This window comes from Pseudochelatococcus lubricantis, assembly GCF_011762225.1.
Taxonomy (GTDB): domain Bacteria; phylum Pseudomonadota; class Alphaproteobacteria; order Rhizobiales; family Beijerinckiaceae; genus Pseudochelatococcus; species Pseudochelatococcus lubricantis.
This window is the reverse complement of sequence record NZ_JAASQI010000006.1, coordinates 104055-118958: the sequence shown is the minus strand read 5'-3', so window position 1 is coordinate 118958 and position 14904 is coordinate 104055. Positions and strand designations below refer to the sequence as shown.

At 65.3% G+C, this 14904-nt stretch carries 11 protein-coding genes; 5 read left to right on the top strand and 6 right to left on the bottom strand.

Annotated features, from left to right (window positions below; genetic code table 11):
• Window positions 1-119: 119 nt before the first annotated feature.
• The 4 genes from FHS82_RS13325 (at window position 120) to FHS82_RS13310 (ending at window position 4882) form a co-directional block, all read left to right on the top strand.
• Window positions 120-1772 carry an NAD-dependent malic enzyme gene (locus FHS82_RS13325; protein ID WP_166953635.1) on the top strand — a complete coding sequence of 551 codons (1653 nt, stop codon included), beginning with the start codon at window positions 120-122 and terminating at the stop codon, window positions 1770-1772.
• A gap of 64 nt (window positions 1773-1836) precedes the next feature.
• Entirely contained in the window at window positions 1837-3516 is a 1680-nt protein-coding gene (locus FHS82_RS13320; protein ID WP_166953633.1) for an aspartate:alanine exchanger family transporter, read from the top strand.
• A 75-nt stretch (window positions 3517-3591) separates the two neighbouring features.
• Window positions 3592-4056 carry a DUF411 domain-containing protein gene (locus FHS82_RS13315; protein WP_166953631.1) on the top strand — a complete coding sequence of 155 codons (465 nt, stop codon included), beginning with the start codon at window positions 3592-3594 and terminating at the stop codon, window positions 4054-4056.
• An 88-nt stretch (window positions 4057-4144) separates the two neighbouring features.
• The gene (locus FHS82_RS13310; protein ID WP_166953629.1) at window positions 4145-4882 is read left to right on the top strand and encodes an HAD family hydrolase; all 738 of its coding nucleotides are present in this window, start codon (window positions 4145-4147) and stop codon (window positions 4880-4882) included.
• 4 nt (window positions 4883-4886) lie between these two features.
• Here the strand turns inward: FHS82_RS13310 and FHS82_RS13305 are convergent, their stop codons facing one another.
• The 6 genes from FHS82_RS13305 to FHS82_RS13280 all read right to left on the bottom strand — a co-directional run bounded on the left by FHS82_RS13305 (window position 4887) and on the right by FHS82_RS13280 (window position 13001).
• The gene (locus FHS82_RS13305) at window positions 4887-6788 is read right to left on the bottom strand and encodes an FUSC family protein (protein ID WP_343042576.1); all 1902 of its coding nucleotides are present in this window, start codon (window positions 6786-6788) and stop codon (window positions 4887-4889) included.
• A gap of 493 nt (window positions 6789-7281) precedes the next feature.
• The gene (locus tag FHS82_RS13300; protein WP_166953627.1) at window positions 7282-8337 is read right to left on the bottom strand and encodes an ABC transporter ATP-binding protein; all 1056 of its coding nucleotides are present in this window, start codon (window positions 8335-8337) and stop codon (window positions 7282-7284) included.
• 34 nt (window positions 8338-8371) lie between these two features.
• A complete protein-coding gene (locus FHS82_RS13295; protein WP_166953625.1) occupies window positions 8372-9205 on the bottom strand; it encodes a carbohydrate ABC transporter permease in 834 nt (277 codons plus the stop codon).
• A gap of 8 nt (window positions 9206-9213) precedes the next feature.
• A complete protein-coding gene (locus tag FHS82_RS13290) occupies window positions 9214-10104 on the bottom strand; it encodes a carbohydrate ABC transporter permease (RefSeq protein WP_166953624.1) in 891 nt (296 codons plus the stop codon).
• A gap of 32 nt (window positions 10105-10136) precedes the next feature.
• Window positions 10137-11426 (bottom strand): ABC transporter substrate-binding protein, encoded by a 1290-nt coding sequence (locus FHS82_RS13285; RefSeq protein ID WP_166953622.1) that lies wholly within the window; start codon window positions 11424-11426, stop codon window positions 10137-10139.
• A 126-nt stretch (window positions 11427-11552) separates the two neighbouring features.
• A complete protein-coding gene (locus tag FHS82_RS13280) occupies window positions 11553-13001 on the bottom strand; it encodes a hypothetical protein (protein ID WP_166953620.1) in 1449 nt (482 codons plus the stop codon).
• Between the two features lie 197 nt (window positions 13002-13198).
• Between FHS82_RS13280 and FHS82_RS13275 the strand changes: the two genes are divergently transcribed.
• Complete coding sequence (locus tag FHS82_RS13275; protein WP_166953618.1) at window positions 13199-14851, top strand: SMP-30/gluconolactonase/LRE family protein; 1653 nt, start codon at window positions 13199-13201, stop codon at window positions 14849-14851.
• Window positions 14852-14904 lie beyond the last annotated feature (53 nt).

Genomic DNA, 14904 nt, shown 5'->3' with positions numbered 1-14904 from the left:
CTTTATTTATCAATAGTTTGATAGAAAATCTCATCCTGGCACCCGCGTTGCAAAGGTGTAGGCGAGCCCGGCGGTGGACGTCGCGGCTCGCGGACACGCACAGGAGAGGAAGTTCAATAATGGCTGCAATCACCGTCACCAACGCGGAACTGAGCCAGGACAGCAATGACATCGGATTGACGTTGCTGCACGATCCCGTCCAGAACAAGGGCACCGCCTACACCCGCGAGGAGCGCCACCAGCTCGGGCTGGAGGGGCTGCTGCCGCACGCGGTTGAAACGCTCGACCGGCAGGTCGAGCGCGTTCTCGATCACCTCGGCCGCCTGAAGGACGATCTGGACCAGTACAACTATCTCATGGATCTCGAGGCGCGCAACGAGACGGTCTTCTACAAGACCGTCATGTCCGACCCCAAGCGCTTCATCCCGATCCTCTACGATCCCACGGTCGCCGATGCCTGCGAAGCCTTCGGCAACCTTTATCGCCGCCCGCGCGGCATGTACATCACCCGCCACATGAAGGGCCGCATCGCGGACGTGCTGCGTAACTGGCCGCAACGGGACGTGCGTTTCGTCTGCGTGTCGACGGGCGGCCGCATCCTCGGCCTCGGCGACATCGGTGCCAACGGCATGGGTATCCCGATCGGCAAGCTGCAGCTCTACACCGCTTGCGCCGCCGTTCCCCCGCAGGTTCTGCTGCCAGTCCTTTTCGATATCGGCACGACGAACGAGCACCTGCGCGCCGACCCGTTCTACCTCGGCACCCGCGAGGCGCCGCTGCCGGAAAAGGAACTCGACGAGCTGACGGAAGAGTTCATCGAGGCCGTCAACGAGGTGTTCCCGGGCTGCTGCGTCCACTTCGAGGACTGGAAGGGCACCGACGCCATCCGCATGCTGGACCGCTACAAGGACAAGGTCCTGTGTTACAACGACGACATCCAGGGCACGGCCGCCGTCGCTCTGGCGGGCATCTCCGCCGGCCTGAAGCAGGCGGGCGGCAAGCTGCAGGATCAGCGGATCCTGTTCCTCGGCGCCGGTTCCGCCGGTCTCGGCATCTCCAAGCTGATCGCCGCCGAGCTGCAGACCCTGGGACTTTCGGCGGAGGAAGCCCGCAAGCGCATCCGCCTGTTCGACGTCAACGGCCTCATCGAATCCTCGCGCACGGACCTCACGGACGCGCAGAAGCCGTGGGCGCAGGACGAGGCGCCCTCCAAGAACTTCATCGACGTGGTGGAGCGCTTCAGGCCGACCGTGCTGATCGGCGTGTCGACCAAGGCCGGCGCCTTCACGCGGGAAGTCATCGAAACCATGGCGCGGCACACGCCCCGGCCCATCATCTTCGCCCTCTCCAACCCCACCCACAAGGCGGAATGTACGGCGGAACAGGCCTACACCTACTCGAAGGGCAAAGCGCTGTTCGCGGCCGGCGTTCAGTTCGACGAGTTCGTCTATGAGGGCAAGACCTATCGCCCGGGACAGGCCAACAATTTCTACATCTACCCGGCCATCGGCCTTGCGACCTACGCCGCGCGTCCGACCCGACTGAACGACGAGTGCTTCATCGTCGCCGCCCACGCAACGGCCGATCAGATCGGCCCGTCGCTCCAGGCCAAGGGCATGCTCTATCCGAGCCAGGACCAGATCATGGAAACGGAGATCACCACAGCCACGCGCATCGTCGAATACATGTTCGATTCCGGCCTTGCCACGGTTGAGCGGCCTCCCGAAATCCGGTCGTGGATCGAGAACCTGCTCTACAACCCGACCTACTGAGCGTCTTCTTCGTCCGGTCGAGACAATACGAACCGTCTCGGCCGGGCATTCCGAAGGATCCGTCATGAGTTACTTCGTCACAACCATCCAAAAGTACCCGGAGATTGCGCTCTTCCTGACGATCGGCATCGGCTTCATGTTCGGAAACGTCCGTCTCGGCAAGTTCAGCCTTGGTGTCGTCACAAGCACGCTGCTGGCGGGGCTGCTGGTCGGGCAGATCGGCATCACGCTGCCGACCGTGCTCCAGTCCACCTTCTTCGCGATGTTCCTGTTCGCGGTCGGTTACGCGGTTGGCCCGCAGTTCATCCGTGCCATGAAAAGCGATGGCTTGCCTCAGGTCGTTTTCGCGATCATTCTTTGCCTCGTCGGTACTGCGACCGCGATCGTGCTCGGCAAGCTCCTCGGCTACAATGCCGCGCTCACGGCGGGTCTGCTGTCGGGCGGCTATACCAACTCAACCGTGCTCGGCGTCGCCGCGGATCTGATGAACCAGTCCGGCCTTGCGGAGGCGGACCTGAGAGCGTCCCTGGCGTTGTTGCCGGTCGCCTACGCGGTGACCTATCCTTTCGGCACCATCGGCTCGGCCGTGCTGCTGGCCAACATCGCGCCGAGGCTGCTCGGCTTCGATCTCGCCAAGGTCAGCGCGGATTACGAGCGCGCCAACGGCGGCGCCAGGATCGGCACGACGGCCTATCGCGAATACTCCGCCCGCGCCCTGCAGCTCGCCAACAGCGCGCTTCTGGGCAAGACCGTCGAGCAGGTCGAAAAGATGTTCAACAACGAGATCTTCATCCGCCGTATGCGCGCGGGCCGGGATGAGGCGATCGTGGAGTGCACGCGCGATACCGTGCTGACCGAAGGGGCCATTCTGGCCGTCTCCGGCGGTCTCGGCGCCTTGCTGGCCTACCGGGACGATTTCGGGCCGGAACTCAAGGACGTCGCGCTGCTCGACTTCTCCACCGAACAGCTCGATCTCGTCGTCACCAACAAGGCCTACGCCAACAGGACGCTCGGCGAGGTCATCCGCACCCTGTTCGGCGAGCCGGGCCGCGGCGTGTTCCTGCTCAAGCTGACCCGCTCCGACACCGTGATGCCGATGCGGGAGGAGATGGAAGTCCACCGCGGCGACGTGCTGACCATCCTCGGCGCCAAGGCGGACGTCGCCAAGATCGCCAAGGAAATGGGGTACGCCGACCGTCCGGTGGAGCGTTCCGACATGGCCTTCATGGCTTTCGGCATCGTGGTCGGCAGCCTGATCGGCGCGATCACGATCCATATCGGAGGCATTCCGCTGTCGCTCGGCACCGCCGTCGGCGCCATCGTGGCGGGCATCATCTGCGGCTATCTGCGCTCGACCATGCGCACCTTCGGCTTCATTCCCGGTCCTGCCATCTGGGTGTTCAACAACGTCGGCCTCAACGGCTTCATCGCCTGCATCGGCCTCAACGCGGCGCTCGGTTTCGTGGGCGGCATCCAGCAATACGGGTTGACGCTGTTCTTCGCCGGCACGCTGGTGACGCTGATGCCGCTCGTCGTGGGCTTGCTGCTTGGACACTACGTGTTCAAGTTCCACCCCGCGATCATGCTCGGCGCCTGCGCAGGCGCGCGCTCCACGACCGCCGCCCTCGGCGCCCTCCAGCAGGAGGCGAAGAGCAACGTGCCGGTCATCGGCTATGCGACGGGCTACGCCGTCTCGCGTCTGGTAATGGCACTGCTGACGATCGTCGTCATGAATGTCTTCTGACGAACATCTCCGCGAACCTCGCCATGGCCGCGCCGTGGCGAGGCCCGGCCATGGAAACGAAAGAGGAGATCACCCATGGGCAAACTCACCCGCCGCGTGCTGCTCGGCGTCGTGTCGATCAATCTTGCCGTCCCGATTGCCTGTGGCCTTGCATTTTTCGCACTGGCCGCGCCGCCGGCGGTCGACGTCTTCCGCTCCCCGGACTGCGGCTGCTGCGGAGGATGGATCGAGCATATGCGTCTGGCGGGCTTTACAGTGAACGAACGGCTCCGGGACGACCCGACGCCGGTCAAGGCGCAGTTCGGCGTGCCCGAAGACCTCTACTCCTGCCATACGGCGGTCATCGACGGATACATCATCGAGGGGCACGTGCCGGCCGGGGACATACGGCGCCTGCTGCGTGAACGCCCTGCGGCGACGGGGTTCGCCGTTCCCGGCATGCCAGCCGGTTCGCCGGGCATGGAGGTCTCCGACACGGCGGCGCCCTACGACGTGATCCTGTTCGGTCCGTCGGAACGCAAGCGTTTCTCACGGCACTGAACGCAGCCGGACCGGGCCGTCAGCCAAAGGACGAGTCACTCATGGGACGAGTCACTCATGGGACGATCGACGAAGAAGGAGCGGAACCATGCCGGCGAGCCTTTCCATCCGGTTTACCGGTATCGTGTCTGACAGCGCGCGTCCGATCGTCGTCTTCGATCTCGACGGCACGCTCGCCGATACCGCGCCCGACCTGATCGCCGCGCTGAACGCCACGCTGCAGGCAGAGGGCCTGCCGCCGCTCGTGTCCGAGAGGGCGAGACGCCTGCTCGGCTCCGGAACGCGGTCCATGGTCGAGCGCGGTTTCCGGGAGGCCGGCGTTTTCGGCAGCCCGGCAGACCTTCTGGAAACGCGGTTCCAGCGCTTCCTCGGCTTCTACGGCCGGAATCTCAAGCGGGACACGCGGCTCTTTCCTGGCGTTCCGGAGGCGCTCGACCGTTTCCGGGCGGAAGGCTGGCTGCTGGCAGTGTGCACCAACAAGGCCGAAGACCAGGCCCGCAAGCTGCTCGACCTGCTCGGTATCGGCGACCGGTTCGCGGCTATCTGCGGGTACGACACCTTTGCCTATCGCAAGCCGGACCCGCGCCACCTGACGTTGACAATCGAACGCGCGGGGGCGGACCCGCGCCGCGCGCTGATGGTGGGCGATTCCCGCACGGACATCGCCACCGCCCGCGCGGCCGGCATGCCCGTAATCGCCGTTCCCTTCGGCTACTCGGACATTCCCGTCGCCGCGCTGTCGCCAGACCGTCTGATCAACGATTTCGGCGAGTTGTGGGCAGCCGCCTCCGAACTCTCGGCCGGGATGCGGCGCCCGAAACGCTGATGCCTCACGCGCCACTGCGTTCTTCCGCGGCCAGACGGCGGTGCCAGGCGGCGGCGGCTTCCCCGGCGAGCAGCCTGAGCTTGCGAAGCGCGGCCGCATCCTCGTTCGACAATCTCTGCCAGCGGCGCGGCAGGCCGCCGAGGTCATGCAGGGCCACCTCGGCGGTCGTGCTTGCCAGACCCGCGCGGCGGCGTGCCGCGTAGATGGCCGTCTCGTCCCGTCCCGACGTGACCGCGTCGATGTAGTCGCGGTTGGTCTGCATCCCGTCGCCGATCATCGTGGCGAGGGGCGGGTCGAATTTCGGCCAGAGCAGCAGCGCGGCAAGCAAAGCCGCCAGGCTGCCGACCGTATTATCGAGAATGCGGGCCGAAGCGATGCCGACGCCGGGCTGGAGCAGTTCCGTCACGATGACGAACAGCATGGTGAGGAACAGGACGAAGACGGTATAGTTGACGCTCCGCAGCGCTATCGATACGCCCGCGAGAGGCACCGCCAGCGCCGCGAGCGCATAGGGATGGGTGACGAGGAGCAGGAACGACAGCGCCGCCGCACCGCCGAGCAGGCTTCCGAATATGCGCTCCAGCGCGCGTGTCCACGTCATGCGCGCCGCGCCCTGCATGACGACGATCACCGCCATCGTCGCCCAGTAGGGATAACCGAACCGGAACACCGTCGCGACATAGTAGACGGCCACGACGCCCGACGCCTGCCTCAACGCCTGCTGCAGCGCGGATTTCAATCCGGTTTTCGCGGCCTCGGGCAGTTCTGGAAGAGGCGCCCCGGAAGCGCTTCTTTCGGTTTCCGGATCGTTCACCAGCAGCCGCAGGGCCTGTTCCGCCGCGATCAGGCAGCCGATCGGGAGCTGTCCCGACATGACGGAGCGGCTGCGCTGAAGTCGCCCGATCTGGCGCCGAAGACTGGCCTGTCCCCGCTCGCCGCCATCGATAGCCATCTGGCAGGTGACGACCGCATGCAGCATGGCACGTGCCGCCACCACCCGTTCGTTCGCCGGGCCTTCCCTGACGACGAAATCATGCTCCAGCGCGATAGCGGCGCTGAACAATGTTTCCGCCGCGTCCTGAAAAAGCAGGAAGGGGCGCAACACCTCATCCGGCTCGCCCTTGTAGCGCGACAGGAGCTGGCGCAGACGCTCAAGGCCGATGCGCACCGACCGGCGGTGCTCCGCATGTCCGGGGTGCCAGATGGCATCCGGATGGCTGCCGTCCCGCGTCGCGACCATTTCGGCGATCATGTCCGACAAACGGGAAAACACCGCGGATGTCATTTTCCGCACCGGCAGCCAGGCGTCGATGCGCCACAGCACATTGATGAGGAGGTACGCCCACGCGCTCCCCAGAAGGAAGGAAAGCGCAAGCTTCGCCGCACCCTCGAACGGCAGCGGAAAGCCGATGGCGACCACGCCGACCACACCGAGCAGCACGGAAAGCGTCCCCGCCTGCGCCAGCCGGTAAGGCAGCAGCGCCGACAGAAAAACCAGCAGCGGGCCGGTGGCGAGCGCCTCCGGCGTGCCGAACGACCCCACCCACGAGCCGACGAAGGCAATCGCCGCTCCCGCGCAGACGAAAACCGCCAGAAGGAAACGGCGGAGACGGTCCGGCCCGGCATTGTCGCAAAGACAGGTCCAGAATGCCGCGAAGACCGCCCAGCCGAATTCGTATTGCCTGCTTCCGATGATCAGGATGAGCGGAAAGGCGACCGCAAGCGCGGCGCGCAGCCCTTCCGCCCCCGTGAAATGTTCCGGCGTCAGCCCGAACGAGCGCAGTTCAAGCCAGCGCGCCGCCCGGCGCACGATGGCCCCGATACCCAGTTTCGTACGCCGGGAGCTTTCGGCATAATGAAGAAGCCGCCTGACGCGGCTCTTCATCTGATGAGAGTAATCGCCCACGGGACCTCCGGATTTCTGTGCAGCCGTGCCGAAAAGCGGCGTCCCGGTCGATGGGGATGTCAGTGGCGCGACGCGGTGTCCTGCCATGGGATACCGGCGCAGGCACCGTAATGGTAGGGCCATTGACGCAATCGACTTATTCGTTATTTGCCGCACTCGCGGCCAACAATATCCATAGATGTTCCGCAAGCCGTTGTTGAAGGCCCCGAAGCACCCGGATGGCTCGAAGGGCGGACGGCGAGCGAGGTGGCGGCGCGGGCCGCCGGGCGGAGGCCGTCACCGCCCGACGAAGCCGTCACCGTCATCCCGCCACAGCCACGGGCCCCGGGAAAACAATCTTTTCCTTTATATATCAGTCTATTGTACAAACTCGGGACAGGGCCACGCCTCGTCGCTCGTGATCGCCGCCGCCATCCGTGGCGGCGGCGAATGGCAGGGTGTTGCATGCATGTTGAGTCGTTCCTCATCCGCACCCCGGAGCGAGAGGCCCCGGTCAGCGTCGCGCGCCGGTGTCGGACGAGAAAACATGCATGTCGGCGGGCGGGAGCGACAGCAAAACCTTCTGCCCCCGCTCCATATAGCGTCGTTCGCGGATGAGCACCCGCATCGCCGTGCCGGACGTCCGCACCAGCACGAGCGTGTCGAGCCCCGTCTGCTCGACCGCCTCGACGATGCCAGGGGCGCCGTCGTCTCCCAGCCGGACGTGCTCGGGCCTTATGCCGATCCTGACCTTTTCGCCCGGCGACAGCGCGGCCGTGCCGGTCGGAAGCACGAGGCCCCCGGGTGTCACGGCGCTGCGCCCGTCGCCGCGGACCTCGGCGTCCAGCAGATTGATCATCGGCGATCCAATGAACGTGGCAACGAATTCGTTCGCCGGACGGTCATAGATATCGAGCGGCGTGCCGATCTGTTCGATGCCTCCCCGGTTCATCACGGCGATCTTGTCGCCCATCGTCATCGCCTCGATCTGGTCGTGAGTGACGTAGACCGAGGTTACCCCGAGCTTCTGCTGAAGCGCGCGAATCTCCATGCGCATCTGCACGCGCAGCTGGGCATCCAGGTTGGAGAGCGGCTCGTCGAACAGGAAGGCCTTCGGTTCGCGCACCAGCGCCCGGCCCATCGCGACGCGCTGGCGCTGCCCACCCGAGAGCTGGCGGGGATACCGGTCGAGATAGGCATCGAGGCCAAGCGCCATGCTGGCCTGTTTCGCGCGGCGCAGAATCTCGTCACCCGCCATCCGGCGCATTCTCAGGCCAAAGGTAATGTTCTCAAGCACGGTCTTGTGCGGATAGAGCGCGTAGCTCTGGAACACCATGGCGATGTCGCGGTCGCGCGGATCGAGGTCGTTCACCACGCGGTCGTCGATGCGGATCGCGCCCGAGGACACGCTCTCCAGCCCCGCGATCATTCGCAGCAGGGTCGACTTTCCGCAGCCCGACGGCCCGACGAGGATCAGCATCTCGCCGTCGTGGATGTCGAGATTGATATCCCTGATCACGTTCAGCGTACTATAGGATTTCGAGACGTTCTCGAAGGAGATATGGGCCATGTCAGTTCCTCCCACGGCACTTTCAGGGACGGGCTCAGCCCTTGACCGCACCCTTCGTCAGCCCCGCGATCAGCAGGCGGCCGAAGACCAGGAAGGCGGCGATGATCGGCAGGATGGCGAGGGTCGCCGCGGCCAGCAGCGGCCCCCAGTCGCGACCGAAATATCCCATGTTCTGGTAGATCGAGACCTGCACCGGCCGCAAATCCGGATTGTCGACCAGCACCGAACCCGCGACGAATTCGTTCCAGGCCCCGACGAAACAGAACAGGGCGGCGGCACCGATGGCTGGCTTGCAGAGCGGCAGCAGTATCTCGAACAGGGTGCGCAGGCGCCCTGCCCCGTCGATCGCGGCTGCCTCGTCGAGTTCGCGCGAGAGACCGCCTAGCGCGCCCTTCAGCACCCAGACCGCCGTGGGCAGGTTATAGGCGATATAGACCAGCGGCAGCACCCACGGCGTATCGCTCAGCCCGAGAGACGTCATATAGAGGTAGCTGGGGACGATCAGCGCCGCGGCGCCGCTGGCGAGCGGAATGCCGGCGATCACGAGGAACATCACGACTGCCTTGCCCGCGAAGCGCAGCCGGTCCAGCGCGTAGGCCGCGATGCTGCCCGCGACCAGCGCCACGACCACGGTGATGGCCGCGTAGATCAGGCTGTTGCGTGCCGCGCCGAGGAACCCGCTTTCCGCGATCGCGGCGTAATGCTCCAGACTCAGGCTCGACGGCAGCGGCTGCGGGGGGAAGCGCATGATCTCCTCGCGCGGGCGCAGCGACCCGAGGATGCCCCACAGGATGGGGCCGAGATTGAAGATCAGGATGAAGGCCGAAAACGCAATCAGCGACAGCCGGGAACGAAGCTTGCGGGACATGGCGGCACTCATTCGCTCTGTCCCCGGACGCTGCGGACGTAGAGCCCGACGAGGACGATGTTCACGAGAAAGGTGATGATGGCAAGCGTGATCGCGCGCTGGAGATCGTACTGGCTGAATGCCTTCTGATAAATGGACAGCGCCACCGTGGTCGTGCTGTCGAGCGGCCCTCCTCCCGTCACGATCAACGGCAGCTCGACCGTGTTCAGATCGGCGATGCCGAGCACGACAGAGCTGATCAGCAGCGGTCCGGTCAGCATCGGCACGGTGATCTCCCGAAAGCGCGCGAAAGCGCCGGCACCATCGATTCGCGCGGCTTCATAATAGTCATGCGGAATGGCCTTCAATCCCGAAAGCAGCAGGATCACCGCAAAGCCGAGCTTCTTCCATACCGCGGAGAGGATCAGGGCCGTCATCGCCCCCGCCTGTGTGGACATGGGGTCGAAGGCAGGCAGGCCGAACCCGCGCAGCATCCCCTGGAACAGGCCCAGGTCGCTCATGTAGAACCAGCGAAACAGCAGCGCCCCCACCACGGACGAGATCGCCCAGGGAATGATGACCCCGATCTGGAGGATGCGCGCCGTCGCCTCCTCCAGGCTGTTGACGTAGAGCGCGATCGCGAGCCCGAGCCCGACCGTGCCGATGACCGAGCCGACGACGAACAGCGTGGTGGACAGCACGACCTTGCCGAAGCCAGGTTCTGCCAGCACCTTGCCGTAGACGTCCAGCCCCACGAAGGCGCCGGCGTCGGCGCCGTCGAGGCGGAACAGGCTCTGCCAGAAGCCGGAAACGGCCGGCCCGTAGAGAAGCAGGATCAGCAGCAGCACCGTCGGCGCGACATAAAGCATGCCGTAGTCGGTCCGGCGCCGGTTCGCGGCGGGATAAGCACCTGTCGTCATGGCGTCTTCCAAAGATGGGCAGAAAGGCCGGATCAGTATCCGTGGCGCGCATTGTAGGCCTGTTCGGCCTCCTGCAACGCCTTCTCCGGAGCCGCTCCGTTCATGACAACCTGCTGGATCGCCCGGTTCATGTCGTCGCGGTAGCCGCTGATATCCGCGCCGAAGGGCGGGACCCAGCCGCTGGTGCGGATGTACTCCGTCGCGGCGGCCATGAACCGGTGCGATTTCTGGCCCAGAAAGTCCGTCAGCCCCGCCGCGGTCGAGGTGCGCGCGGGCAGCGTGCCGCCCGTCGTTACCCACACCTCGTCAGCCTCGGGGCTGACCATGGAGGCGACGAGCTTCGCGGCGGCATCCTTGTTCTTTGAGCCCTCCCAGACGGAGGTGGTCCAGTTGCTCATCGCCTGCCGCGACGGCATGCCGGGCGTATCCGAGGGATAGGGGATGAAGATGATGTCCTCGTCGCCCGTCGCCTGCTGCAAGCCGCTGATGCGCACGCTCGCGCCGGTTATCATCGCGCAGCGCCCGGCGGAGAACTGGTCATACATCTCATCATTGGTCCAGTTCAGGCCCTCCCGCGGGCTCGAACCGGCCTCGATCAGGCGGGCGGTGCGCTGGATTCCGGCAACGCCGCGCGCATCAGACCAGTGCGCGCGTCCGGTCTTGTCGAATGCGGGCGCGCCCTCGCCCGTCAGCAAATGCGCGAGCAGGATGCCCGGATCGATCTTGGTCATGCCCAGATCCTGGCACAGGCCCCAGCGCCGGACGTCGTTGCCGGATCCCACGGTCAGTTTCTTCGCCGCCGCGTCCAGGTCGTCCCACGTGCGGATCGCCTCCGGGTCGACGCCCGCCTCCTGCAGGAACTTGTTCCGGGCGATCAGGCCGAAGATCATATAGGATTGCCCGACGCCATAGACCTTCCCTCCGTCCGAGGCCGAGCGGACGAGTTCGTTGTCCAGGTCCTTCATGTCCTCAGGCGTGAAGGCGCCGCTGATGTCCGCCAGGGCATTCGCCTGAATCACGGTGCCGAGCAGGTCCGAGTTCACCCAGATCACGTCGGGTGCCTTGCCCGCCCGGCTCGCAGCCAGGAATTTCTGCGTCATCTGGTCCCAGACCTGCTGTTCGGTACGGACCCTGATGTCGGGGTTCTTTGCCTCGAAATTCGCGATGACCTTCGCCAGCGCTTTTTCCCTGACGGTGGTCCCCTCAGGGTTGAAGAAGGTCCACATGCGGATCGTCGTCTGTGCTGCCTGCAGCGTGGCGGGCGCCAACGCGCACAGCAGGGCTGCGGCGACCAGGCCGCACAGTCCTTTGCCGGTGTTCATCTCGGTCTCCTCCCAAAGTCCCAGAACTGAACGATTATAATGGCCGCACCCCTGCGGCGGGACCGCTCCGGCGTGGGAGCGGCCCTTGTTGGACCACCCCGGCCTTTTCGCCGGGGCGGATCAGGTTCAGGTATAGTGGAAATACCCCGAGGCAATGACATCCCTGTCAGCCACCAGCCGCACCCAATGCGCGCCGAACCCGGTCGGGAAGGCGTGAGAGACATAGCCGTTCGGCTTCAGCTCGATCTCGTCATAGGTCTTCCAGCTGCCGTTACCGAGGAAGTCGATCTCGACACGGATCGTCACGGCATGGTCCGAGCCGTTGGACAGGTGCATGGACTTGTGCTCGAAGCCCGTCATCAGGAACGGGTCCGACGGCACGCCGCCCTTGACCTCGTCCTCCCACCAGACGCCGCCCCATCCCTTCGGCTTGCCGAATTTCGTCCACAGGTCGTCCATGGCGCCGAACCAGAGCCCGGTCTGCGGCTCGCCCGCGATCGGGTTGTTGTCGATCCGGGTAACGAGATCGAGCGTGTCGCCGACATCCTTACCCTCGTTCTCCGTCCGGTCGGAGCGCCACCAGTCGAGTTCCATGTTCGGCGAGATCTGGTTGCCGCCCAGCACCAGCATGCCTCGATAGATGGTGAAGTCGGGCACGACGCGCAGGTGCGTGCTGACCGGGCGCAGGCCCCAGACGCGACCTTCGTAGCTCACCGGGCTCACCTCGTAGAACATACCGCTCGCATCGATGATGTAGCGCTCGTGTTCCATCTCGCGGATACGGGTCCATTCGAGCGACCAATAATATTCGTAGCCGGAAGACGCCTTCGGCAGCCGATAGCGCGTCCACTGGCCATCGATCAGCGTGCGCATGATCGCCGAACGCTTGTCCCAGCCGATGGCGAAGATGGTGCCGCCCAGATTGCGCCGGCCGAACACCTCCATGAAGCCGGTGCGCTCAAGGATCGACCATTTGCCGTCATGGTACTCCGCCAGCAGGCCGCCCGTCCACTCACCCTTGTGATCGCGCTCATCATAGGTGTTGTTGCCCACGATGATACGGCCGTTCGAAGTGAATCCCGCCTTGAAATGCGGCTGGGTGCCCACCGGCAGCGTCAGCTCGCGCAGCATGTTGAAGGCGGTCTTCACCTCCAGCGTGCGCAGGTCCAGCTCCAGGATCAACCCCTCCATCGTGACGTAGCTGACCTTGTTCACCACATCCTCGTGATGATCCATGGTCGCGGTCAGGCGGTGCGGGATCAGGTCGGGGATGGTGCGGACATTGCCGTTGACGTCCACCAGATGCGGGCCGATCACCAGCTGGTCGGTGGCCGAGTGGATCCAGCGATTGGCATAGGTGCCCACCACGCTCGCCGGATGTTTTTCGAGATTCAGGTTCTCGTCGAGCGTATACAGGCCCGTGCCCGCGCCGGAACGCCCGGTGTGGCCGACGAATGTCACGAACCACAGTTTACCTGCCCAGGGCATCATCGCCCCGATGCCGCATTCCCCGCGCAACGGTGCGGCCTCGGCAATCACCGCGAGTTTTGGGTTGATACCGCTAATGAAAGTCAACTTCGTCCTCCATCTCCCGAAGCCGCTCGAACTCTCCCGCCCCTTCCGGGCCGGGCCTCCCTGCGGCGGGGGCTCTCTCAGCGGGATATTGTTCCGCCCCCTACTGCAGCCCCTTGTGTCCACATTATGGACGTGATATCCATAATGTGGTTACGCTAGGGCATATTCCGAGTTCCTGTCAACGGAGGATTTTCACGATGGCCGAAAAATCCGGCACTCAAGGTGTTGGCGCTCTCCTGAAGGCCCTCGACATCATTGAATTGATTTCGAAATCCCAGGAGCCACTGAGCATCGGCCAGATCGCCTCTGATCTCGCCATGCCCCGTCCCACGGTGCATAGAATCGTCGCCGCGCTCGAAAAAAAGGGGCTCGTCCAGCTGGAGGCCCAGACGCGGGGCTTCCGCCTCGGGTTCCATCTGTTCGAACTGGCACACAAGGCGTGGGCGGACATCGACCTGCGAGCACTGGCGCGCGGCCCGCTGGACAGGCTGCGCGAGGTCAGCCGCGAGGCGTCTGTTCTGGGCGTGCGCTCGGGCGACAACTTCGTGATCGTGGACCGGCGCGAGAGCCTGTTCGGCGTGCGATCGGTCGTGCCGATCGGTCAGACGGCACCGCTCGCGTCCGGTGCCCTCGGCCTGGCGATCCTCAGCGAGCTGGGGCCGGAGGTGGCCGCGGAGATCGACGACAGCCTGACACACGCAACCGCGCGTCTGTCCGACGGACGCGACGTGCCCTTCGACGAAGTGATGCGCCGTGCGGCCGCGCGCGGCTACGCGATCCACGTCGGCACGGGCGGAGACGGGGTGGCGAGCGTCGCCGCCCCCATTCTCGACTATCTCGGCCGGCCGATCGCGGCGATCGGCGTGACCGGCCCGACGAGCCGGCTGACGCCCGACCACCTGCACGCACTCGCCCCCACGATCATCGACTGCGCGAGGCGGATTACCTCGAACGCCGGGAACTCGCTCCAGTCCATCGAGCCGCGCGCCCGCCCGGCCGCGGAGCCGGGCCAGCCGGAGCCCCGTTGCATTGCCGCCAATACCCTGCTGGGAAAGACGCCGCGCTGGTCGCCGGCGTCGGGGAACCTCTTCCTGGCGGATATCCTCGGCCCCGCGATCCTGTGCGCGGAGCCGGCCTCCGGCCTGAGCCGGACCTTGCTGAAGCCCGACATGGGCGTGCTCTGCGGCTGGTCCGGCCCCGGCGAGCTGGTCTTCGCGGACAGCCGCGGCGTCCACCGTCTCGATATCGCGACGGGCGAGCATCGTCTTGCGGCGCCCTTGCCGAGGGGGCTGGGAGAAAGCCGCCTCAACTGTTGCGGTGTCGATCCGTCGGGCGGCTTCTGGCTGGCTCTCATGAGCGTTCGCGCCCGGCCCGGAGAGGGTGCCCTTCTGCACGTGTCGGAAACCGGCATCGAGGTCACAACCGAGAACCTGTCCGTTCCGAGCGGCATGGCCTGGAGCGCGGACGGCCGGACAGTCTTTCTCGTGGATTCCGGTCGTCGCGCCATCCTGCGCGCCGCCTTCGACGCCGCGGCTCACCGCATAGGGGCGTTCGAGACCTTTGCCGAGTTTCCCGCCAGCGACGGAAGCCCGGACGGCATCACGTTCGACAGGCACGGCGGGCTGTGGGTGGCGCTCTGGGACGGCTGGTCGGTCGTGCGGCTGAGTGCTTCCGGGGAGATCGACAGACGCATCACCCTGCCCGTCCCGCGTCCCACGGACCTGTGCTTCGGTGGCCCCTCGAACGAGACGCTGTTCATCACCACGGCACGCATCCGCCTGTCCGCGAACGTGCTGGAGGAAGCCCCCCTGTCAGGCTCGGTCCTGACTCTCGACCTCGCCTCCGCCTGAAGCTGTTTCAAAACAGAAACATAGACCATTATTGCGTCTCAAAAAACGTAGTA